This window comes from Aminipila sp., assembly GCF_032051575.1.
Taxonomy (GTDB): Bacteria; Bacillota; Clostridia; order Peptostreptococcales; family Anaerovoracaceae; genus Aminipila.
On the sequence record NZ_DAMBYD010000015.1, the window covers coordinates 1 to 23,911 of the forward strand.

Genomic DNA, 23,911 nt, shown 5'->3' on the forward strand with positions numbered 1-23,911 from the left:
CAGCATAAAAAATCCAGCAGTTGTTGTACTGCTGGATGAAAAAGTTTATATTTATCCAGTTGTCTACTTGACGGGGAGCGGTTCACACTTTTAGTGCGGCAGCCTCTTTATATTTCCCTTAAAAATTCTGTAAACTTATCTAACCCTTCCTTTAATGTTTTAGAATCAAATGCATATCCAATCCGTAAGCATCCCTCTAACTCAAAACAGGACCCTGGAGTAAACAATACCCCCTTTTCCTTAATCAGTCTTACACATAAATCATAAGAAGGAATATCTTTGTCATAATATATGAGAGCTGTTGTCCCCGCTACAGGTTTTACATAATGAACTTCTTCTGTTTCATTCACCCATTTATCAAGGATTGCTCTATTTTGATTTAAAATTTTTCTATTTCTTTCAAAGATTTTATCTTTACTGGCAAGTGCAATACAGGCAAACAAATCATCCAATACTCCGCAGCATATGGTATCATAGTCTCTTCTTCTCCTGCAAGCCTGAAGCACGCCTTCATCTTTCGAAACAATCCACCCCATTCTTAACCCAGCAAGGGAAAAGACTTTAGACATACTGCTTACAGAAATTCCTTTTTCATAAAGATCTACAATAGAAGGCATATAGCTATCATCTTCTGCAATGCCTCTGTATACTTCATCCGATAAGATATAGGCGTCCACACTTTCAGCAATTTTTACGATTTCCTTCATAATATCTAAAGGAATCCATGAACCTGATGGATTGTTTGGGTTGTTTATGGTAATCATTTTCGTATCTTTATCCACCAAACTTCTTAATACTTTTAAGTCTGGAAGAAAAATATTTTCTGGATAAAGCTGCAAAGGCCTTACTTCAGCACCTATAGACTCTGGTATGGAATAATGTTGTTGATACGTAGGCATAACAGATACCATATTATCCTTTGGTTCAATTAAGGATGTAATAACTTGATGGTTTGCACCGATTGCTCCATGAGTAGGAATCACTTGATTTGTATGTACTTCTTTATATAAACCCGCAATGCCTGCTAATAACTCTGGTGAACCATCTATATATCCATAAGTCATCCGTTTATCTGCTAGTGATGCCAGGAATTCTTCCGCATTCCTGCCGGATAATTCCAAAAGTTCCTTTAATGTCATGGAATCAATGCAGGTTTCTCCTAGATTATATACTGCATCATTTTCATAATCGTTCATCCATTGTTCAACTTTAAAACTTTTAATTTTCATACTATCTCCCCCTATATAATTATAAATTCACGCTGGTTCCTAAATTCAATTTTTCTGCTTCATCGAAAGCAAGCTTTGCTGTCATTAGGTCAAGTAACGCTGTGCCCGTTGCATCAAACACTGTAATTTGTTCATCGTATTCTCTTCCCTTTACCCTTCCTACTATGATTTCTCCGATTTCACCTGCAATGTCTTCCTTAGTAATCATGTTTTTCTTAATGGGAATTTCTATTTCACCTATGTTTATACACTGATTAATGTCATCTACGAAAATCCTTGCTCCCCTAAAGATCTCTGGATCGATTTCTTCCTTACCAGACATATCTGCCCCAATACAACTAAAATGTGTACCTGCTTTTACCCATTCAGCCATTATTATTGGGGCTCTAGCTGGCGTTACGGTAATAATAATGTCGCAATTTTCTGTTGCATTTTTTATATCTTTTACTGCTGTGAATTTTGTAGTTTCTTTAACCTGCATATGAAAATTCTGGTCTAAAGTCGCTCTAATCCTTTTCACAAAGCTTTCAGCAGATCTATAATCCATCGGATCATAAACCATTACTTCTTCTATATTGGGAAAAAGGGTTAGTGTGGCCGCAACTTGAAAAACTGCCACATGTCCAGCGCCTACAATAAGTAACGTTTCAGAATCGGGCCTTGCTAAATATTTTGCACCTAAGGCCCCTGCTGCTCCAGTACGTATTCCTGTAATATACGAACCATCTAAAATACCAATTGGTACTCCTGTTTTATCGTCAAATACTAAAACAGTACCGATAAGAGCAGGTAATTGTTTGTTTACATTTTCCCCAAACCAAGAAACTAACTTCAAACCAAATAGTCCACTCCCTTTTAGCCATCCAGATTTTATATCCATATCTGCCACTCCAGAAGTAAATTCGTGAAAAATAAGCGGAAAAACTTCCGTATCACCTAATGCCTTTTGTTTATAGACTTCTTCAATTGAATGAATGACATCACTCATTTTCAATGCTTTTTCGGTTTCCTCTTTACAAAGAACTTTCAACTTAAACATACTTATACCACCCTTCAGCTTTTTATTAGAGTATACTTAATTAAAAGTTGTTTTTCATTATATAGTGTACAAACTTTTGTCGTTTTTTTGTACAAAAAAACAAAGCTCTAAAAGCTTTGTTTAATGTACCAAACCATTTATTAAATATATCCGAATGGCTGTTGCCAAATGTTCAAAAAACTCCATTTCATTGCTATTTATGTCTATCAGTTCATGTATTTTATTCACCCTGTATCGAACTGTGTTTTTATGGCAAAATAAACGCTCAGAGGCCTGATTTAAATCTCCGCCAGCTAAAACATACTGAACAGCGGTTTTAATCAGTTCACTTTGCCCTTCCCCATCATTTAGAATGGGGTGTAAATAATTCTGCATATATTTCTGCAAATGCTCAGATTTTATCTCTGGCAATAGCATCTGATACGCTCCAATCTCCTCATAGTTTATTACTTTCTTACCTTCAATCTGCCCCACAATTCTGCTATGTATTGCTTCTTCTATAGCCATTTTTATGTTACCTTTACCAGCATGTACCCTACTCTGCCCGATTTTCAAATCATCTTTTTTAATTCCTAAATAAAATAATGCATCTTCAAGTTTATGCTGTAAATTACTCTCCTCTTTGTCTGTGGACAGAATTATTAATAAATCTTTACCATATTTTGAAATTATGCTTTTTCTTTTTAGTTTTTCCGAAGGAGTAAAGGCCATAAGAAGTTTTATTGTTTTCCGTTCATCCCCAATTTCTAGATAAAATGCCTGGTTTTTATTTTGTAAATCAGGGTTCATGGACTCAACCACAGCTTCAATTTCTTCCTTTGACAATTCCTGTTTTAGAAGCTTCTTTATCTGCTCTTCCATTAGCTGAATTCTTGAATCTTGTTTCACTTGATCCATTATTGCAAAAATAATATCTTCAAAATATGCATCTTCATCCTGAAACTCCAGAATAGGCAGATTTTTACTATCAGCGAAATCTAGAATTTCTTGAGGAAGATTTTGATATATTACATTTTTATAGGCAAAAGCACTGATATTTAAATCCGCTAATGTTTTTATAGCCTTTACCAGAACTGTCTTATTATCCCTGGCGAACAGCAGGCTACTTATAACAAAGCTATCTCTATCAAACATTATTTTTCTTTGACTTTGCAAGCCATCCACAAATTCAAAGTCTAACACTTGAGCTGCTGCAATCCTGCGATTCAATCCTCTTTCTCCAGCGACTACCTTAAAGTTTTTAAAAGTATCCAGTTGAAATAAATCTTTCACATAAATGGACATATTTTGCTCCCCCAATATCCTGCTTATTTATTTTCTAATATCCAGTAGCTTCTGCTTTAGCTCCCCTTCCATACGGCTTAACTCTATCTCAGCCTGAGCCCTCTTTTGACGGCCCTCCTCTTGAATCTTTGTAACCTCTTCTAATGTTGAAATCAGACTTTGATTAGTATTTACCAATGTTTCCATATCTACAATCCCACGCTCTGATTCCTTAGCTGTGTCAATAGATGCCATTTTCAAGGTATCCGCATTCTTACGCAAAAGTTCATTGGTCATATCTGTCACCTGTCGCTGTGACTTAGCCGCCTGCTGAGAATTGGCAATTCCTAAAGCAAGTACCATCTGACTCTTCCAAAGAGGAATAGTATTGACCAGCGTAGATTGAATCTTATCTGACATTAATGTATCGTTGTTTTGAACAAGACGAATTTGTGGTGCCATCTGTATAGAAATCATCCGCGTAAGTTCCAAGTCATGTAGCTTTTTCTCAAATCGATTGCACAGAGAGGCTAAATCATTTGCCGCCTGAGCGTCTTCTGGCAGACCGCTGATCTGGGCTTTTTCTGCCAATTTAGGCAACTCAACACTCTGAACTTGATTTAATTTCTTCTTTCCCGCTAAAATATACATAGATAACTCTTTAAAGTAAACCTTGTTCATATCATACATTTTGTCTAACATTGCCACATCTTTCAGCAACTGAATCTGATGATTTTCTAATATAGTGCATATCTTAGTTACATTCACTTCAGCCTTGTCATATTTTGTTTTCATGTTAGCCAGTTTATTAGAAGTACGCTTAAAAATTCCTAAAAATCCTTTTTCATTCTCTTCTACTTCGAAACTTTTCAATTCAGTAACAACACTAGACAGAATATTTCCTACTTCACCAAGGTCTTTTGTCCGTACATTATTTAATGCAGACTCTGAAAAATCTGCAATTTTTTTCTGTGCTCCTGACCCATATTGTAAAATTAGATTAGAATTGCTCAATTCAATCTTTGACGCAAAATCGTCTACCATTTTCTGTTCCTCTACAGTCAACGGTACTTCCTGTACGGCTGGCTGCTGCTCTTTTGGCATCACAACTGGTTCAGGTGCAGTTGGTTGAACCAGTTCTCCCTCAAAAGGCTCAAATGTCAAAGTTGGTGTTTCTGCTTCATTTATCGCTTCACTCATTTTTTCCTCCTTAAACCCCTTGCAGCTTTCTGATTAAGCTGTCATCAGGCATGTTAATTAATAGCTACTAATTTAATCCTTTGTTTGTTATAAAATCGTCATCGGTAAGCCCCTCTTGAGCCAGTATAGTCTCTAATGCAGAGATATCAGATGAAACATCCAGAATATCTGTCTGCATTAATTTCTTCAATAAATTCTGATAAGCCATATTAATGGTATCAAGAGTTCCCTTGATTTCTAGCTTTGTATCAACAATCTCCGTTTCATTAAACCCATGCTCGTCAAAATTCTGGTATGCCTTGACCAGTTTAAGGGTAATTGGCATATAATAGCACATAAATTTTCGAATTTCTGGAAGCTTATCCGGGTGTTGTTCAACATAATCGAAAATCTTCGTCGTAACATTTTCCAGTTGATCAAGCTTTTCTGATATTTCTACTTCTGGTAATGCATCATTTGCAGCCTTTATTATTTGAATATAGTTTTTACCCTCATCAATAGTCTCTTTTAGTATATTTCCGTCTTGTCTGTTGGCCCACTTTTCCTTTTCCTTTTTCTCAGCCTCTTGCCTTTCTTTTGCATTTTTCATAGTTTCCAGATACTGAGTATATGTCTTGTAATCAGTCATCAGACAAGTTTCCTGCTCATCAAGATACGCTTCTGCAAACAACCCTGATTTAATCATTTTACGAAGATCACTTATGATGAATTTCGATTCTTCACCAGTGGCCGTAGACAATTCCTGTATCATACAATATGTACGACCATTCAATAATTTTTGATAACGTTTAAACCGCTTTATACGATTTCTTAATTTGTATCCAACAATAATCATTGGCAGGAAAACGAAAAAAAGCACTCCAAATATTGTACTAATGACTGTCAATGCTGGGATATTTCCAATTGTAGCTTCTGTTGCTATTCCAATTAAGGTTACCAATCCCGTAGTGATCGCTCCGATAAATCCGAAAACAAGAAACAGAATACTTGCTAAAGAACCTGTCCCTTTAGTCACTTTATGATTTGTTCTGTAGTTTTGTGTAGCAAAGGAACCATAGTTCCCTGCGTCATTATCATTCCGGTATTCTTTAGACAAGGGTGGTATCCCAGCCCCTTTAAAAGGATCTTGAAAAAATGGACTTCCCCCCATTCCCGGAACATTATTCATCGTACGATTAATCGTGTTCTTCAAATCATAAAGATCTTGACTATTCAACACTTTTCGGACTGTCCTGCTGATTTCTTCTCCAAAATCTATAAAATTGTTATTTCTCATGTTCAAAATAATCCCTTCCCATTGTAACTGTGTTTTTAATTATTTGGATTTATTATATCATAAATGTCCATATTTTCACATCTGTTTTATCTGTCCCGTTTTTTTGCATATGTTTTCCATTAGATTGTTAGTCGGTATTATATTAAAATAGTATTACATACAGTCTATCTCTTAATAAAAGTACTGGCAAAGTAATTTTGAGGGCACCAAGGAGGGAAAATATGAACAAAACAAAAAAAATCAGACTAATTTTTTTAGCATTATTCTTAACATCCGGTATCGCTTTATTTTTATATACTTCAACAGCATCTACTCAGAATCACAGCAACTCACAGGGACTAGAAAGTAAAACATCTCAACTAGATGCAACTGTCGCAATAAAAAGCACTCCGGATAGTATTAGTTCAAATATGAAGCAATTATCCGAAGTTGCCCCTGAAGGTTACCCAGATGAGCAAATGACATTTTTCAATGGGCAGACTGGTGATGAAGGAACTGTCATCTCTAGAGGATTAAGAAGTAGAGATACATATAAAAAAGAAAAATCTGTGAAGCCGTCTGTAGCCACGGCTGATTGGGCTGAAGAAAATAAAGAAGTTAACGAAATAGAAATCGCTGAAACTCCACAGGATGAAGTGAGAAAAATAGAAGCCCCACAAAGTACTCAGAGAAAAGATGATTCACCACATGAGAGTGACTTGGATCTGCTTGCAAGGTTAATTACAGCAGAAGCACAAGGTGAGCCTTACGAAGCGAAAGTCGCTGTAGGCGCCGTGGTTATAAACAGAGTAAATAGTGGTGTTTGGGCACATACAATAAAAGGAGTTATATACCAGAATATCAATGGGTATTATCAATTTACTCCAGTTGTAAATGGATGGATTGATAAACCTGCCCAGCCTGAATGTATCCAAGCCGCAGAAGCAGCAATGAATGGTGCAGATCCCACAGGGGGTGCGCAGTTTTATTATGATGATAAAACTACAAATGCATGGATTTTATCTAAACCAGTATCTGTACAAATTGGGCATATGATTTATGCGTACTAAAAGTAGAAAAAAGCTTGTTCAGAACTAATTCCTGAACAAGCTTTTTTAAGTTAATCTAGGTTAATGCATAATCGGCTAGATTATCAGTGTTATACGATTTTAGTACCGCTTTTACCCATCATAGCAAGTGGAGCTTTTTCTAGAGAAGCAATCACTGCAGTTCTTCCTTTTTTACTTTCTGCAAAAGCTATAGCAGCTTCTACTTTAGGACGCATGCTTCCTGCTGCAAACTGTCCTTCTTCACAGTAATTCTTTGCTTCTTTAACTGTAATCTCTGTTAGATTTTGCTGTTCTGGAGTGCAGTAATTAATGGCTACGTAATCAACAGCAGTTAATATAAACAGGTAATCTGCATCTACCAGTTCGGCAAGTTTAGCCGTTGCATAATCTTTATCAATAACTGCAGCTACACCTTTATAGTCTCCATTCTCATCTAGAATCACAGGGATGCCGCCACCACCACAGGCAATTACAATAAACTCGGAATCTAACAATTTTATTATGGATTCCCTCTCTACGATATCAATTGGCTTAGGAGAGGCAACCATCTGCCTGTAACCTCTTCCCGAGTCTTCTTTCATCACTATACTTTTATCCTCTTCCATAATTTTTTTAGCTTCATTTTCTGTATAAAAACTACCAATTGGTTTAGAAGGATTTAAAAATGCAGGATCATTCTTGTCTACAATCATCTGCGTAATTACAGTTGCTGCCTGCCAGGGCATACCCTGTCTGTGAAGTTCTTTTTTTATTCCCTTTTGAAGATGATAACCAATGTATCCCTGACTCATAGCTGTGCATTCTGGAAGCTCCATCTTGGGTACTTTTTCACTTTTTGCTGACGCTATATCAAATGCAAGATTAATCATGCCAACCTGTGGACCATTTCCATGACTAATGATAATTTCATGTCCCTGCTCAATTAAACTTACCAGGGAGGGGGCTGCATTTTCAATCATTCTTTGTTGTTCTTCCGGGGAATTTCCAAGGGCATTTCCACCTAATGCGATAACAATTCTTGACATATGTAATTCTCCTAACTTTTTAATATACTTTTGGCTGTTGTTGTGTAATACAATGAATATTTCCTCCACCAAGAAGAATTTCTCTTGCATAAACACCAACTACCTTATGATTTGGAAAACATTTTTGTAATGTTTCTTTAGCTTTTTCATCATTTGGATCATTAAAAGTTGGGAATACAACTCCACCATTGGCAATATAGAAGTTCGCATATGAAGCTGCAAGCCGATCACCTTCTTGACGTGGTAATGTTCCATCAATAGCATCTACGCCTTCACTTTCTTCTTTTGAAATTAAGATATTTGATGGAAGTAATAACTTAATAACCTCTAGTTTTCTTCCTTTTGCATCAGTTTCATTGCTCAAAATTTCATAGGCTTTCTGGCATATGTCATATTGTGGATCATCCTTATCCTCTGTCCATGCTAGTATCACCTTACCTGGTGCAATATAATGGATAATATTATCCACATGTCCATTTGTTTCGTCATGATAAATTCCATACGGTATCCAAATAATTTTTTCAAGATTTAAATATTCTTTTAATTTATGCTCAATTTCCTCTTTTGTAAGATTAGGATTTCTACCTCCACTTAGCAGGCATTCTTCCGTTGTTATTAGTGTTCCTTCACCATCTACATGAATAGAGCCTCCTTCTAAGATGAAATCGTCTAGACGATATCTATCCTTTCTTTCTAAATCACAAACCTTCCTTGCTATATGATCATCATCTGCCCAAGGAAAATACAGTCCATCAACTAAGCCCCCCCATGCATTAAATGTCCAATCGATTCCTCTTATTTCTTTACCATTGGTTACAAAGGATGGACCACAATCACGAATCCATGAATCATCATTTGACATTTCAACAATTCTTACACAATCTGGCAGCATATTTCTTGCATTATCATATTGCTCATCACTGACACATACGGTAACCGACTCAAATTCACTTATCACCTTCGCAACCTCTGCGAAAACCTTCTGTGCAGGTTTTCCACCAAGTCTCCAGTTATCTGGGCGTTCTGGCCATAATATCCAGCAACCTTCATGTTCTTCAAATTCTCCAGGCATTCTAAATCCATCTTGTTTTGGAGTAGTTGTTAAAGTTTTCATAATAATTCCTTCTTTCTAATCTAATTTTTCTGACCAACTTTTTTAATTTTAATAATAATTTCTCCGATGATAATACATACAATAGACCCAATGGTAATCGGTAGTGTTGCACCTAAAGTTTCTGCGTCAAAACTCAATGGTATTGCTAAAAAGATTAAAGCAATTATTATTAACGCCATAGGAACCATGGCTAATACTTTTAAGAAGGTTTTGCTTCCACCAACCTTAAATGGTCTTTCTACCTCAGAATCAATTTCTCGAAGCTTTAAGAAAGCCGGGAAAATTGGTAGATATGCCAATAAGAACATGACTAAATTAAGGGCAAAGAAGCTCCAGAATAAATCCTGGTTTGGTAACATTGGTGACAGAATAACAATAAGCGTTGCTACAATTCCATTCATGATTGCTGCACCTGTAGGCATTCCGTTTTTCTTGCTTGTTCTACCAAAAACTGCTGGCATATCCCCATTAGAAGCTGCATATTTTGCTACATTATTAACACCCAAAGACCAGGAAATCATATTTCCAAATAACGTCAGAAGAAACAAAATTGCCATTATACTGATGAAAATCCCTGTAGTCTTTCCTGTTAATAACTGTAAGCTGTCAATCATGCCACTACTTGTACTAACCTCTGCGGTAGGAATGGCAACACCTATCCCAAAAGCTGAAAAAATGTAAATCGCCGCAATGACTATTCCACCTACTATAATGGATTGTGGTATTTGTTTCTTTGGATTATTCATGCTGTCTGCAAAAGTACAGATAACCTCAAATCCTAAGAAATTAAATAATATTACAGAAATAAAGGATAAACTGTTAAGGTCAAAGGATGGTAATAAAGAAGATAAAGTATATTCATTTGCAACACCATTTGTAATTGCCCCATATATACCAAACCCTCCTACTACTAAAGCTAAAAATACCTTAATAATTGCCGCACCATCTAAAATCCAAACACTGTCACAAACTGGAAAAAAGCTAATCAATACAATAATCCAAATAAAAATCAGTTCGATAACAATACTTTGAACAACTCCCAACTGTTGCCCTAGAATCATGCCTATTATTTCTGGGAACATTACGGCTAGGGAAGCCATCCATAATGGGAAATTTATCCAGTAATACCACGAAGCTCTGGCTCCCCACTTCGCTCCAAAAGCTTTCTTTATCCAATCGTATAAGCCACCTTCACTGTTATATGTAGTGCCTAATTCCGATGAGATCAAACCATATGGTAATAGAAAGGTAATCATCAAAAATATCCACCAGAAATATTGTGAGTTTCCTATAGCGGCAACCGGTGCTGCTGCTTCTGCTACAAACACAACACATATTACCGCTAATATTGCATCGATTAACCTGAATTTCTTCTTTTCATCAAATTCTGACATTGAGTTTCCTCCTTTCGATTAAGCTTAAAGTGCTCTTTTTAGGAATACTTCTAAATCTGCCTTTGCTTTTACCTGCGCTTCTTCATTAACTGGTTTTTTTGCCTTTTCTAAAAAGTGAACCAACAGCCCCCTCATTGAAGTTAATCTATTCTCTGCTTCGTCAAAACAAATGGAATACTCTGAGTCAATTACTTCATCTACCACTTCTTCTCCTCTGCTTGCTGGTAGACAGTGCATAAACTTAGCGTGAGGTGCCGCTTTTTTCATCATTGCATCTGTGACCTGATACTTTGGATAAAAGATTTTCATTCTTTCTTCCTGAGAAAGTTCAGCATCATATAAGCCATACCATACATCTGTATAAACAAAGTCTGCATCTTTTAATGCCTCATTTTCATCTTCAGTAATGAAAATGCTTCCGCCTGATTTCTTACAATTTTCCTGTCCAATTTTTATATGATCTTCTCTTAATTGATAGCCCTTAGGCCCAAACTGTAAGAAATTCATACCTAATTTAGTTGTAATAAACATTAGTGATGCACAGACTTGTGTGGCATCCCCAACGAAAACCACTTTGCAATCTTCTAATTTTTTACCTGCAGGAAGATGTTCTATCATAGTGCAAACATCCCCCATTTCTTGTGTTGGATGGTTATAATCAGACATTCCATTAATTACTGGAATTGTTGCATTCATAGCAAGATCTGTAACACTTTTATGTCTGTCAACACGAGCCATTACGATGTCAACTAATTTGGATAAAACCCTACTTGTATCCTCAATGGTTTCGTGTCCACCCAGCTGTATCTGACCAGGAGCTAAGTACTGAGCATGTCCACCTAACTGTCCCATTGCTGTTTCAAAGGATATTCTTGTTCTGGTAGAAGATTGCTGAAAAATCATGCCTAAGGTTTTGTTCTTTAATAATTGCGGATAATAACCGGCTTTAATACATTTCTTAATTTTAAGAGAAAGATTAATGATATCCATTAATTCCTCTTTTGTGAAATCATTTGTGTCAATAAAATCCTTTTTTAAATTTTCCATTACTCTAATTTCTCCTTTTCTTTACTGAATTTATGATGATAATATTAGTTAGTTAACACCGAGCATGGGCTTAAGTTATCTGCTTGCTGCAACTAGATGTCTCGACCATACCCGTGATTAGCTCAGTTGAAAAGGGTGATTTTCCTATATCTTGTATATCTACGGTCTTTTCCGCCTCTAAACTTTTCTAATCTTTTAAATTACGCTTAAAGTTTAGGCCCGTTTCAACAAGTCCGTATTGCAATCATTTTTTTCTTCCGTTATACTGATTTTATTAAAACAGAAAAGAGGATCACGCTGGATGGATATCATTGTTTTTTTATATAACGTAGTATTGCTTTTATTGTACGGTACAGCTATGATTTACAGTTTTATCACCTATGGTCTAAAAAAGTTTCCAGTCTGTTTTTATTTAACAGTACTTTTTTTATTCTATATCTTCGACAATACTGTCATCTACATGACCGAATTTGTCCATGATTTTTCAGTAACATATGATACCTCATTTATGTCTGTTCCTGCCTTTAAAACGGTCATTGTAATCGTAACCGGCTTTTGTCTGACCAATATTAATAAACGCATTTTTAAAAAATCATTATCTACAATGGATTTTATTGTACTTATTTCATTAGGCCTATGGGATCTCTTTGTTCCTATGTTACGTGATAGTGCATTTATGGTTTGGCTCTACTATCTTCCCTATCAGCTTTTTACCCTATATATCAGCGTAACGGGTCTATTAATCATAAAAAAGGACACAAAAATAACAGAAGCAATACCATTTTTAAAGCATTATAAAAAAATACTTCTCTGTACTCTTCTGTTTTCTTTTTTAATCGTGATAGAGGATACTATCGTAATATTTAATTTTGATAGTTATAATAACCTTTTAGTTAAGATTAATAACCGCAGTCTGACCGAAGATATTTTAAGTATTATTTATTCACTTTTCGTCATCCACCACCTATCAAAAGAACTACAAAACGATACTTTAAACCATTCACCTATGCCTATGGTTGTTAATTTAGATAATGACCACTTTTATAAGTTTGTAAAAACTCATAATTTTACAACAAGAGAGCAGGATATCCTCAAATATCTTTTAGAAGATAAGAATAATCAGGAGATTAGTGATATTCTTTTTATTTCCATCGGAACAGTAAAAACACATGTCCATAATATTTATCAGAAAATGAACGTTAGTAAGAGAAACCAATTAATTCGATCCTATGAAGATTGGATAGATTGTAATTAAAAAAGACCCTAATGGGCCATTTTAGTGTATGTTCATTGAAAATATTCTTTTCCTAGCTGCCAAAGGTACTTATCAATTTCCTTTAAGTTATATTGTGTTAAATTATAGTAGATTTGAAATTCTTTAAGAATTTTTTTGAAGTTAGAGTAGATTTTCAGTTTCTCTTTACTATAAGAAGAAAATTTATCAATTTTTCTAAAATGTTTTAAACTCTTAGCAATATAACTATCATATACTGGGAACTCTTGTGGAACATGGTGACTGCAATACTTTGATGCAAAAGAATAAAATGTCTTTGTTACTTTATTACCCATATGAACTTTTGCAATATCATTAACAAGAAAAGCATCACCCATATATAATCTTTCGTCAATGTTAAGATTAACAATATGCTTTGCCACTTTATATGGGTTGAAAATATTTGTGTTATAAAAATCATTTAAAAGTGAAACTTTAACTAAGACCTCATCAATGGAAGTATTGGCAGGATATGTATTAAGAAATAACTTATTTAGTGCATTTTCTTTTACTTTATAATTTTCAAGTTCATTCCACTTTTTTAAATAATAATCAACTTCCTCTACACAAGGTCTCGGAACAATTACATGAAAAGTTGTTTTCACCTCATCCACATCATGTTCTGTATCTTCGAAAGTTTTAGTGTTATCATAATCAAGTGCAGCGGTATTAAGTAGTTTATGAACTCCACCATAGCTATTGTCAATATACTCTTTAAGTTTCTTTATGGAACCAATATAAGTAGAGGCATCCCGTTTTGGATTCAAACGATTCCTCTGCTGAAAAAATTGTTCCAGAAGTCTTTGGCACCTTTTTATTGATTCATCATCTTCAAAAACATCCCAAAATCCAATACCAATATTATGTCTTAAAGGGTAGAAAGCATCACTAATTATTATATTTTTATCTTTCATAGTTGGATAGTCATTTTCAATATGACTTCTAAAACTATCTCTTATTTTCATAATTTGTGAACTGTTAAGATTTATCTCATTCATTCGGCCAAATCTCCTTAAAGTTCTCAGTGAATTTTAATTCTCTTTTTAGTATTTTATTTTATAAATTGCTTTAGTTTTATTTTTTTGATTATTTACTACATTTTCACACATTTTCATTTAATTATCAAGCATATTTTCTTTTAAGATGTACACGATATATTTATTTTTTATATGCTAAAAAACCCGTAACATCATGCTACGGGTACTTTAAACTTTGTCTTTATTAAAATATAAGCTTTAACATTCACCTATTCAGTTTTACGATCTTGATAATTTCGACAAGAGGCGTTCTACTGGCTGATTTCTTCCAAAGATCTACCCATAGTTTCCTTACCAAAAATGGCCACTACGATTGCTACCATAGCAAATACTGCAGTAAGTAATGCAAAGATATATCCGTACCCAGTTTTTTCACCATATGTGTTATAAATCACTGGTACCACAAGAGGTGCTGCAAACGCCCCAATTCTACCAAAAGCTGCTGCCCAGCCTGCACCGCTGGCTCTTGCAGCAGTCGGATATACTTCTGGAGTGTACGAATAGACACATCCCCATGCTCCCAGGCTAAAGAAGTAAAGCAGACACCCATATACCAGAACTTGAGTTGTAGTACCGGCATGTCCAAACAACCATGCGGCTAAAGCAGTCCCTGCAAAGTATAAAGCCAGCACTTTTTTTCGTCCAATCTTTTCAACAAAATAGGCTGCACTGAAATAACCTGGTAATTGTGCAAGACACATAATCAATGTAAATTCAAAGCTCTTAACTAAAGCGAATCCCTGTGCCATCAATAAGGATGGTGTCCATAATACAAAACCATAATATCCAAAATTTATTCCAATCCAAATTATCCAAAGCACAATTGTAGTTCGTATATATTTCTTTGACCATAAATCTCCTAATGATAAATGATCTTTTGTTTCTTTGTTGTAAATATATTCATCTGCATGAACCGGTAAACTTTCAATATTAGCCTGTTGTTCCATTATTCGAACCAATTGATCGGCTTCTGCATGTTTCCCTGCTATTTCCAGATATCGAGGAGACTCAGGAACAGCTTTCCTCAAATAAGCTGCAAACAAAGCTGGTACAGCTCCGGCCCAGAACGCTACACGCCAGCCATAAACAGGAATAAGCAGATATGCAACCAAAGCTGCCAAAATCCACCCCCACGCCCAAAAGCTTTCCAGAATAATAACATTGCGTCCACGAATCTTCTTCGGGGAATACTCACTAATCAAAGTTGAAGCTGCAGGTAATTCTCCACCTAATCCAAAACCTGTGCAGAATCTTAAAACCAAAAGCATTGGATAATTCACAGCAAACCCCGACAAACCGCTAGCGATACCATATATGATTAATGTACACATTACAATATTTCTTCTGCCCCATTTATCAGCAGCCATGCCCGACAGTGCCGCTCCTAAGATCATACCTAACATACCAGAGCTTCCCAATAATCCAATCTGTCCTGTGTTCAATCCCCAGTCAGTTCCAATGGCTGCCATTACGCCTGATACCATTCCTTGATCCATCGCATCAAACATCCAGCCAATTCCTGTCAAAAATAAAATCTTTTTTAACATAGGGGTAGTTGGTAATCGATCAATACGATTTGCAATATTATTCATTTTTTCTCTCCTTCTTTAGTAAATACCTAATTGCAATGCAGCTAGCATATACACATGTCTTGTCACTTGTTTTATTCTACTATATTAATATGTAACAATCAATACAATATTAGTCATTTTAATATCTTTAATAGTTTATAATATCTTGTTCAATCTTATTTGTTCTGATTCTCTTTTAAATATATAAATCTTATGTTTTTTTATATGAATAGGAATAAAGTGCGTTCCCATGTCCTGAGAACGCACTTTATTCCTATTCATCCATATTCTCTTATGGCAGTGGCTTTATTCTAATTATTTTACTTTTTCCTCTAACTCAGCAATCATTGATATATATTTTGACTGTGTATTTTTAGTTTTAGCCTCTTGTTCAAACTGATCACATTCCTTCTCAAGTATTTGCTGAGTTTCTGATGATAAGTTTTTCTGAGCAAATTGATAAACCACATTATCTTCCTTTTCGATATGCCTGTAAAGTAAATGAGTATACGAAATAGCATTGGCAATAATATCTAGTCTGGCTTCATCTTCTCCCTTAAGAACATTGTTTACTGCTGTCTCCAATTCCTGCATATACAGTCTGCCCATATCATGTTCCACTAACATACCATTTCTCACCAGTTTTTCTGCAGTAGGCCCAAGCTCTTTTATCATTCGGTCAAAAAGTAGTTTTTCTTCTTTCCCATGATGATGTTTATCTGCGTAATTTCTAACAAAATCAATTAATATAAAGAAATCTGCATAATTTACCTCTTCATTTTTTAATACTTTATAACAATACTTTCGAATTACCGAAAGCACCCTTTTAATATTGCTGTGTTCTTCCACCATCAGTTCAATATAATTCATCTTCCATTCTCCTTCCTATCTTCTTGTGATTCTGTGATTTCCATCTTCATCCTTATTGTATTGAAATTCAGAATTTAATCCCTTAATAAAAGCGGATACCCATGCTTCCCTTAGATCGTAGAAATTCTGTATATTTCCTTTTACTTCTATCCAGTAAGGTTCATGAATGGACGTTTCAAGTCTCCATATAATTTCATCATTATCATTTGATAGGACTTCGCTCGCTCTATCACAAGGCATTCCTTCCAAAACATAATCATTCATTGCATTGAACAATCCTTCAGGAGTATTCGGTTGTTCAGTATATTCAAGGGCTGCTGCTTGCCCTTGTGACTTAAAGATATCAAGGAGTCCATCTTTATATCCTTTATTTTCATCCAATATATTTGTAATTAATGCAGCCTGTCTTAGTTCAGCACTTTTGATTCGTTCCTGCAGCCAGCCATGAATATTGGAAGTGTCTATAATATCCTCTAATGCTTGACTTTCTGTTGGTGGTCCATATTTTTCAATACCTTGCAGGACCCACTGCTCAACAGGAAGTTTATTTTCATTTGCAAATGATATAATTTCTCTTTCTGTTTTTTCTGCCCATAATATTTTATTGTACAACCAATAATGTATTTTCCCTAAAAATAAACTCATGCTTTTTTCTCCTATCGCTAATTTTATACCGCTGCGTTCAGCTTATCTATTAACTTTTCAATCTCAATGCCATGAACAGAAGCTGCTTCTTCAAGTGTTTCTGATTGTGCCGAAGGGCATCCTACACATCCCATACCAAAGTCCATTAAAATTTTAATTGCTTCTTGATGATTTCTTATCACTTCACCAATGGTCATTTCTTTTGTTACTTTCATAATTATTATCTCCTTTTTTATAATCTTAAAACTCTCTTATTTAGTTTCACGTATTTGGGTTATTTGATATATGAATTATATTCGAATAAACCCATGCTTTCCGTTGTAAAAACAACGCAAATATATTTATTTTTATAAGTTAAAATTAGATATATTAAATGAATGCAAAAAAATAGGGTGTTAACCCTATTTTTCATTTTTTTATATTTTATAAAATAGATTGCGCAAAGCAATAACTATGCATTCTTTTTACTGTTTTTTATAGCAATTGTTACTGCAACTGCGCATCCACCCCAAAGTCCACCACATCCGATAACCATCATAATTATAGCACCTACACTCATCTTACGCTACCTCCTTACGTGATACTTTGTTTAAATCCGCATATCCATCCTTACCTTTCATGGTACTAAGAATAGTAGCAACAATAGCAACAACAAGCATGGTCCCCCATCCAAATACAGCTACATTTGAAGATGCATATCCACCATAACCATTCATTAAGTAATCCTTAGTATTTAAGAATACCATAATTCCAAGAACAACAACAGTAACAAACTTTAGGGAATAAACCCACCATCTTCCAATACTGAAATTAGAGAAACTGTTGGCTTCCTGACGAAGTTTCTCTGTATCAAAGAACCATCCGACTAATATAACTTCAATCAGCCCTGCACCTACTATACCTATATTATTCGCAAAGGCATCTACGATGTCCAAAATATTTAATCCTGCTCCAGTAATAAATAATATGCTTATCAAAAATGCTGGAATAATAACAGTAGTAACTGCTTTTTTATGTGACACTTCAAACTTATCCTGTATGCCTGCAATAACTGCCTGCATAATTGAAATAAGTGAAGTAATACCTGCAGTAAATAAAGCACCAAAGAAACAAATTCCGAAGAAACCATTGAATGCTGGAAGGCTGCTGATAGCTGCAGGGAAGGTCATAAATGCCAGGCCAACACCAGCTTTAGCAATTTCTTCAACTGCAACATTCTGCGTATAGGCCATATAACCCATAATACTAAATACACCAATACCAGCAAAAACTTCAAAACCATGATTAGCAGTGGCTGTAATAAATGCACTGTTTACAACGTCTGTTTCCCTTGGTAAATAACTTGAATAGGAAATCATAATTGCAAAAGCTATAGATAAACTAAAGAATATCTGGCCATACGCTGCTACCCAAACACTAGGCTTTGCAAGTGCAGCCCAATTTGGTGCAAACATGTATTCAAGACCAGCTGCAGCACCAGGAAGCGTAATACCACGAATTACTAAAATTGCTATCATGACCAATAATACTGGTAAGCATATTTTGCAAGCAAGTTCGATTCCTTTACTAACACCTCTATATAGAATAAAGGCACTTATAGCCCATACAAGTAAAAATGGTATAATTAAGTGCGTCTGAATACCACCAAGTTCTAGGGCACTATTGGTCAAACCAAGGTATTGAACAAAGAATCCGGTTGGATCCGATCCCCAAGCCTGTGTTGCTGAAAATCCTATGTAGCTTACAACCCAAACTACAATTGCGAAATAGTAAACTGTAATGACAAAAGCAACCATTACCTGAAGCCATCCAAGCCATTCAAATTTTTTCTTCATTCTGGCAAAGGTTACCGGGGCTCCAGCCCTGTAAGTTTTTCCCAAAGTATACTCTAAAATAAGAATAGGAATACCAGCAGTAATAATAGCGAAAAAGTAAGGTAATAGGAATGCTCCCCCTCCATTCTGGGCTGCTATATAAGGAAAACGCCAAATGTTGCCTAACCCTACAGCAGAACCTATTGCAGCTAATAAAAAGCCCAATTTTGTGTTCCATTGTTCTCTCAAAGAACTCACATCCTCTCAATAAATATTAAACAAATAATAACTGGTTGATTAAATTAAAATTCAAATCAAACTAAAATACCTTATTAGTATACTGGTACTTTTCAAAAACGTCAATGATTTTTTGTTTTCAGAAACAGTTTTTTTGTTTTTTAATTGTTCGTGTATACAAAATTCAAAATAATATAAATTTTAATACCTAAAAAAGCTAAAAAAATAGCCCTGCAGATTAAACCTCTTTTCTAGTGGTTAATCTACAGGACCTATTTTTTATTTTCACAGATTCAGCAATCTAGTGGATGAATGCAAGCGATAACCATGGGATATAGGTTATAAGGGCAAGCCCCACTAGTCCTACCATAAATAGTGGAATAATGTACTTAAACATACTTTCCATCTTGATTTTTGCAACTGCCGCACCCACAAACAAATTGCAGCCGTATGGCGGGGTACATAGCCCTAGTGCTAAGTTAACTGCCATAACAACACCAAAATGAATGGGATTTATATGCAGCGCAGCCACTGTAGGCATCAGCATCGGTGCCATAACAATAATTGCCGGCACCGTATCCAGGAACAGCCCTACAACAAGCAAAACGAGATTAATGAAGAGCAATACTACAAGTGGATTATTAGATACGCTTGTCAAAAATTCAGTTATCATCTGAGGTACTTTTTCATAAGTCATAAATGTAGAGAAAACAGTGGAATATCCTAGTAAAAATGAAGTAATTCCGTTTAAAACCGCTGTTTCAAGAAATACATTTTTAAGTTGCTCCATGTTCATTTCCTTATAGACAAATACACTAATGATAATTGAATATACAACGGAAATACATGCAGCTTCTGTAGGTGTAAATATACCGGAATAAATACCACCCAGAATGATAACAGGAGATAGCAATGCCCAAAATCCATCCTTGATGCTTCTACCAATTTCAGTAAACCTAAATTTCATGGCTTCCCCTAGTGATACCATTTCGTCTTTTTCCCGGGTATTTTTCTTCAGATCCGTACCATTAATTGTACAGATTACAATATTTGCAATGGTAAATAATACACCGATTAAAATCCCAGGCACAACGCCAGCTAAAAATAATTGTGAAATAGAAACACCTGTAGATGCCCCATATAATACAAAGGATAGACTTGGCGGAATGATTGGGCCTACTATCCCTCCAAAACAAACGATTGTCGCAGCATATGCAGGATCATACCCTTTCTTTCTCATCTCTGGAATCATCATTCCGCCAATAGCTGAAGTTGTAGCCATCCCAGATCCTGAAAGTGCTCCGAAAAACATGCATGCAATAACAGCAACACAGCCTATTGAACCATTTACAAAGCTGATTAAAGCGGATGCAAAATTAACAATTCTTCTGGCAATCCCACCAGTTGACATGATAATTCCTGCTAGCATAAAGAAAGGAATTGCCATTACTGTAAACGAAAATATGCCACTATAACAGTATTGTGCATTAATGACCATGTTCAAATCTGAAGCCATTACCATGGAAATCATTGTAGCTCCACCTATGGCAAATCCAACAGGAACACCAATCAACAGCAATACAAACAGGGATATAAACAATATAGTTACTGCCATTAATACTCGCCTCCCTCTATCTGCACATCATTTTTGACAATACATGTTATTGCTTCGATGAAGTACGCAATTGCTCTTATGATAAATAGCGCACATCCAAGTACAACAGATAAATACCCCCACGCCGTGCTGATCTTGATTCCTGCATACGGAATATTCATTTGAATTTGTATCATTGTAAATCCGTAATACATTGTGATTCCACAAATGGCAATCAAAATAATTTCTGTCAGCGCTTCCGCAGCCTTATTTAGTCTGTACGGCAGTTTATCTACAAGCATTGTAATTTTTATATGCTCTTTTCTTCTATGCCCGATGCCGATTCCAAGCCATGAAACCCATACAAACAAGAACTTACCCATTTCCTCCGACCAAGAAAGTGAATTGTTAAATACATATCTCATAATAACCTGAAAAAAAATGATTCCAACCATTGCTGCAAACATGACAATCAGGCAAGTATCTTCAATCCTATCTATGGTCTTTACTACCTTTTTTATCATAAACTATCATTATCTCCTAAAAAGTGATAATGACCTCCTTTCATACTTCCCTATTAGTGTAATTTTAAAATACTAGTTTTTCATCTTATTTAGGGCGTGTAGCTAACCATTTATCAAGCATTTCATCGCCAACAAGTTTTCTTTGATAGTCATAAACTGGCTTAACTGCTTCTTCAAATGCAGCCAACTCTTCAGGAGTCAACTCATAAACTTGAGCACCTTCTTTTTTAAAGCGTTCAATGTAGCCTTGCTCTTTTGCATATTCTTCAGCTCTCTGATTTTTTGCCACTTCTCTAACTCCTGCTTCAAGCACTTGTCTGTCCTCAGGATTTAAAGATTCAATCCATTCTCTTGAACAAATGATTGGGAAAGGTGAACTTGCATGATTTGTTAAAGTGATATATGGGGCAATTTCATGTAAATTAAAGTCATTAAATACTCCTAATGAATGATCCAGCGCATTAATCTGGCCTTGAGACAACGAGGTCACAACTTCACCCCACGCCATTGGTGTTGGATTAGCGCCCATGGCTTTCCAGATTTCAATGTTTAAATCATTTTGCGCAATTCGAATTTTTTGTCCTTTTAAGTCTTTTTGATTGTGGTAGATTTTATCTCTGCTTATAACTTGTCTCATACCGTTATAGTACATATCAATACAGTAATAACCTGAATCTTTCAGAGTTTCGTTAAATAACTCCAATCCACCGTTTTCAAATGTACCTTTTTCCCAATCTTCAAAGGAAGGATATAAATAAGGTAGATCAATACAGGTTGAATCCGGTCCTGCTGCTGATGTTATAACGGATGACAAATCAAACATCATTGTAACCGTTCCCAGTTTAATGCCGGATACCAAATCTGGAGTATCTCCTAATTGTCCATCAGGATAAACTTCCACTTTAAATCTTCCTGGTGCTTCTTTTTCTAAATATTCACCAAGTGCTTCACTCCATTTATGGGTTGATCTCTGTGATGAATCGGTATGTCCAATCTTAATCACAATTGGACCTTCTGCTTCAGCTGTTGTCTTAGTCTTGGCTCCACACCCTCCAAATAAACCAATTAACAATACCATAGCTAGAATAATTGATAATAATTTCCCTCTTCTCATAATTTCTAAATCCTTTCTTATAATTTTGAGTTACATAATAATCATCTAATTATCATGTGACTTATATAAGAGCAAACATCATGCCAATTATTTAACAATAAACAATTATAGCCGGAATCCTTTAAATTCCTTTGATTCTGTTTTTCTTCATCAAAATCCTGTATAAAAAAACGTGTAATTTCTTACACGCTTCTTAATAAAATACTGAAAAATTATTCACACTTTTTACAGTCAATCTTATACTCACTGATCTTATTCCACAGTTGTCTTGTACTTATATTTAATTCTTTTGCTGTTCTGACCACATTCCCCTCATTATTTTTTAAAGCCTTTAAAATAAAATCACATTCAAAGTTTGATCTGGCTTTCTTAAGAGATTTTACGCCAACTTGCTCTGTGGTGTTCTTTTCTATGACATCGCCTATAGGCATTAGGATTTCATTGATGGTAATAACACCATCTTTACTGAGTGCAATCATTCTCTCCGTTATATTCTTTAACTCTCGTATATTCCCTGGATAATCGTAGTGAAGCAGGAAATCCATCACATCATCATCAACTCTCTTGATTTTCTTCTTCTGCTCAATTTCAATCTTTTTAATAAAGAATTTAATCAGAGCTGGCAAATCCTCCCGCCTCTTCCTCAGCGGTGGTATATACAGTGACAATGTGTTAATTCTATAAAACAAATCATCTCTAAAATCACCTTTGAATATTTGTTTTTCAATATCCTTATTGGTTGCTGAAATAAATTTCACATCAAGGTTAATCGACTTATTACTCCCAAGTCTTTCAATTTTTCGGCTTTCAATGGCTCTAAGCAGTTTTCCCTGAGTAGCAATAGGTAAATCTCCAATTTCATCTAAAAACAACGTCCCAAAGTTTGCCTGTTCAAACTTGCCAATTCTTGAATCAATAGCACCTGTAAAAGCACCCTTCTCATGCCCAAACAGTTCAGATTCAATCATGCCTTCAGGAAACACCTGGCAGTTGACAGCAACAAAGGGTTCCTGTCTGCGACTGCTTAATCGATGGATATATTTAGCAATGATTTCTTTTCCCACACCCGATTCTCCAAGAAGCAAAACATTGATACCCGTGTCTGCTGTTCTTTTGCACATTTCCAGAAGGCGTTTATATTCTTCATTCTTTGAATTCATAAATATTTCTGTATCATTTTGGTTCTTTAACAAAACAGAACTTTTTCTCTCTAGCCGGAATATGGTGGATAATCGATCAATTTTCATTACAAGTTCTTCCATCTCACCACTTTTAACAAAATAGTCAGTAGCACCATATTTAATTGAATCCACGGCACTCTCAATACTTCCAAATGCCGTCATCACAATCACGTCCACATTGTCATATTTTTCTTTAATTCTCTTAATTAGCTCAACCCCATCCATAACAGGCATTTTTAAATCGGTCAGGACCAGATTTACAATATTATTTTCAATATATTCAAGCGCCTCATGCCCATTAGAGCAGCTGGCTATGTCATATCCCACGTCAGATAAGATTATGGATAAAACTTTTTGATATTCTATTTCATCATCAACGATAAGTATCTTATATCCTTTTTTTGAAACCATTTAA

The 23,911-nt window shown here is 35.3% G+C and carries 22 protein-coding genes; 2 read left to right on the forward strand and 20 right to left on the reverse strand.

The window, feature by feature from the left end; translation table 11 throughout:
* Positions 1-107: 107 nt before the first annotated feature.
* The 5 genes from RTW14_RS17085 to RTW14_RS17105 form a co-directional block, all read right to left on the reverse strand.
* Entirely contained in the window at positions 108-1,229 is a 1,122-nt protein-coding gene (locus tag RTW14_RS17085; RefSeq protein WP_312653702.1) for an aminotransferase, read from the reverse strand.
* Positions 1,230-1,248: 19 nt separating this feature from the next.
* Positions 1,249-2,268, reverse strand: a complete 1,020-nt coding sequence (locus RTW14_RS17090; RefSeq protein WP_312653704.1) for an ornithine cyclodeaminase family protein — start codon at positions 2,266-2,268, stop codon at positions 1,249-1,251.
* 120 nt (positions 2,269-2,388) lie between these two features.
* The gene (locus RTW14_RS17095) at positions 2,389-3,552 is read right to left on the reverse strand and encodes a PucR family transcriptional regulator (protein WP_312653706.1); all 1,164 of its coding nucleotides are present in this window, start codon (positions 3,550-3,552) and stop codon (positions 2,389-2,391) included.
* A 27-nt stretch (positions 3,553-3,579) separates the two neighbouring features.
* Positions 3,580-4,731 carry a toxic anion resistance protein gene (locus tag RTW14_RS17100; RefSeq protein WP_312653708.1) on the reverse strand — a complete coding sequence of 384 codons (1,152 nt, stop codon included), beginning with the start codon at positions 4,729-4,731 and terminating at the stop codon, positions 3,580-3,582.
* 67 nt (positions 4,732-4,798) lie between these two features.
* Positions 4,799-6,007 (reverse strand): 5-bromo-4-chloroindolyl phosphate hydrolysis family protein, encoded by a 1,209-nt coding sequence (locus RTW14_RS17105; protein WP_312653863.1) that lies wholly within the window; start codon positions 6,005-6,007, stop codon positions 4,799-4,801.
* 221 nt (positions 6,008-6,228) lie between these two features.
* Between RTW14_RS17105 and RTW14_RS17110 the strand changes: the two genes are divergently transcribed.
* On the forward strand, positions 6,229-7,056 hold the full coding sequence (locus RTW14_RS17110; RefSeq protein ID WP_312653710.1) for a cell wall hydrolase: 828 nt from the start codon (positions 6,229-6,231) through the stop codon (positions 7,054-7,056).
* Positions 7,057-7,145: 89 nt separating this feature from the next.
* Here RTW14_RS17110 and arcC read toward each other — a convergent pair whose 3' ends face one another.
* From arcC to ptcA, 4 genes are read right to left on the reverse strand one after another with little or no spacing between them, the layout of a single operon-like run.
* Positions 7,146-8,081 (reverse strand): carbamate kinase, encoded by a 936-nt coding sequence (gene arcC / locus RTW14_RS17115; RefSeq protein ID WP_312653712.1) that lies wholly within the window; start codon positions 8,079-8,081, stop codon positions 7,146-7,148.
* 19 nt (positions 8,082-8,100) lie between these two features.
* Positions 8,101-9,195, reverse strand: a complete 1,095-nt coding sequence (gene aguA, locus RTW14_RS17120; protein ID WP_312653714.1) for an agmatine deiminase — start codon at positions 9,193-9,195, stop codon at positions 8,101-8,103.
* Between the two features lie 20 nt (positions 9,196-9,215).
* On the reverse strand, positions 9,216-10,589 hold the full coding sequence (locus RTW14_RS17125; RefSeq protein WP_312653716.1) for an APC family permease: 1,374 nt from the start codon (positions 10,587-10,589) through the stop codon (positions 9,216-9,218).
* A 24-nt stretch (positions 10,590-10,613) separates the two neighbouring features.
* Entirely contained in the window at positions 10,614-11,636 is a 1,023-nt protein-coding gene (gene ptcA / locus RTW14_RS17130; RefSeq protein WP_312653718.1) for a putrescine carbamoyltransferase, read from the reverse strand.
* Between the two features lie 301 nt (positions 11,637-11,937).
* On the opposite strand from ptcA, the gene RTW14_RS17135 reads away from it, so the two are divergent.
* Positions 11,938-12,891 carry a helix-turn-helix domain-containing protein gene (locus tag RTW14_RS17135; RefSeq protein ID WP_312653721.1) on the forward strand — a complete coding sequence of 318 codons (954 nt, stop codon included), beginning with the start codon at positions 11,938-11,940 and terminating at the stop codon, positions 12,889-12,891.
* 32 nt (positions 12,892-12,923) lie between these two features.
* On the opposite strand, the gene RTW14_RS17140 is transcribed toward RTW14_RS17135, so the two are convergent.
* From RTW14_RS17140 to RTW14_RS17190, 11 genes are all read right to left on the reverse strand, one after another.
* A complete protein-coding gene (locus RTW14_RS17140) occupies positions 12,924-13,907 on the reverse strand; it encodes a hypothetical protein (protein ID WP_312653723.1) in 984 nt (327 codons plus the stop codon).
* A 290-nt stretch (positions 13,908-14,197) separates the two neighbouring features.
* Positions 14,198-15,538, reverse strand: a complete 1,341-nt coding sequence (locus tag RTW14_RS17145; RefSeq protein WP_312653725.1) for an MFS transporter — start codon at positions 15,536-15,538, stop codon at positions 14,198-14,200.
* Between the two features lie 294 nt (positions 15,539-15,832).
* Complete coding sequence (locus RTW14_RS17150; protein WP_312653727.1) at positions 15,833-16,387, reverse strand: hemerythrin domain-containing protein; 555 nt, start codon at positions 16,385-16,387, stop codon at positions 15,833-15,835.
* A gap of 15 nt (positions 16,388-16,402) precedes the next feature.
* Positions 16,403-17,032, reverse strand: a complete 630-nt coding sequence (locus RTW14_RS17155; RefSeq protein ID WP_312653729.1) for a hypothetical protein — start codon at positions 17,030-17,032, stop codon at positions 16,403-16,405.
* 23 nt (positions 17,033-17,055) lie between these two features.
* Positions 17,056-17,247 (reverse strand): DUF1858 domain-containing protein, encoded by a 192-nt coding sequence (locus RTW14_RS17160; protein WP_312653731.1) that lies wholly within the window; start codon positions 17,245-17,247, stop codon positions 17,056-17,058.
* Positions 17,248-17,483: 236 nt separating this feature from the next.
* Complete coding sequence (locus tag RTW14_RS17165) at positions 17,484-17,591, reverse strand: MetS family NSS transporter small subunit (RefSeq protein WP_312653733.1); 108 nt, start codon at positions 17,589-17,591, stop codon at positions 17,484-17,486.
* Position 17,592: 1 nt separating this feature from the next.
* Entirely contained in the window at positions 17,593-19,095 is a 1,503-nt protein-coding gene (locus tag RTW14_RS17170) for a sodium-dependent transporter (protein ID WP_312653735.1), read from the reverse strand.
* 289 nt (positions 19,096-19,384) lie between these two features.
* Entirely contained in the window at positions 19,385-20,698 is a 1,314-nt protein-coding gene (locus tag RTW14_RS17175) for a TRAP transporter large permease (protein ID WP_312653737.1), read from the reverse strand.
* A complete protein-coding gene (locus tag RTW14_RS17180; RefSeq protein ID WP_312653739.1) occupies positions 20,698-21,201 on the reverse strand; it encodes a TRAP transporter small permease in 504 nt (167 codons plus the stop codon). The genes RTW14_RS17175 and RTW14_RS17180 overlap by 1 nt, the downstream gene beginning before the upstream one ends.
* Positions 21,202-21,286: 85 nt before the next feature.
* A complete protein-coding gene (locus tag RTW14_RS17185) occupies positions 21,287-22,315 on the reverse strand; it encodes a TRAP transporter substrate-binding protein (RefSeq protein WP_312653741.1) in 1,029 nt (342 codons plus the stop codon).
* Positions 22,316-22,527: 212 nt separating this feature from the next.
* Positions 22,528-23,907: a sigma-54-dependent transcriptional regulator gene (locus tag RTW14_RS17190; RefSeq protein WP_312653743.1), complete on the reverse strand. Its 1,380-nt coding sequence runs from the start codon at positions 23,905-23,907 to the stop codon at positions 22,528-22,530.
* Positions 23,908-23,911 lie beyond the last annotated feature (4 nt).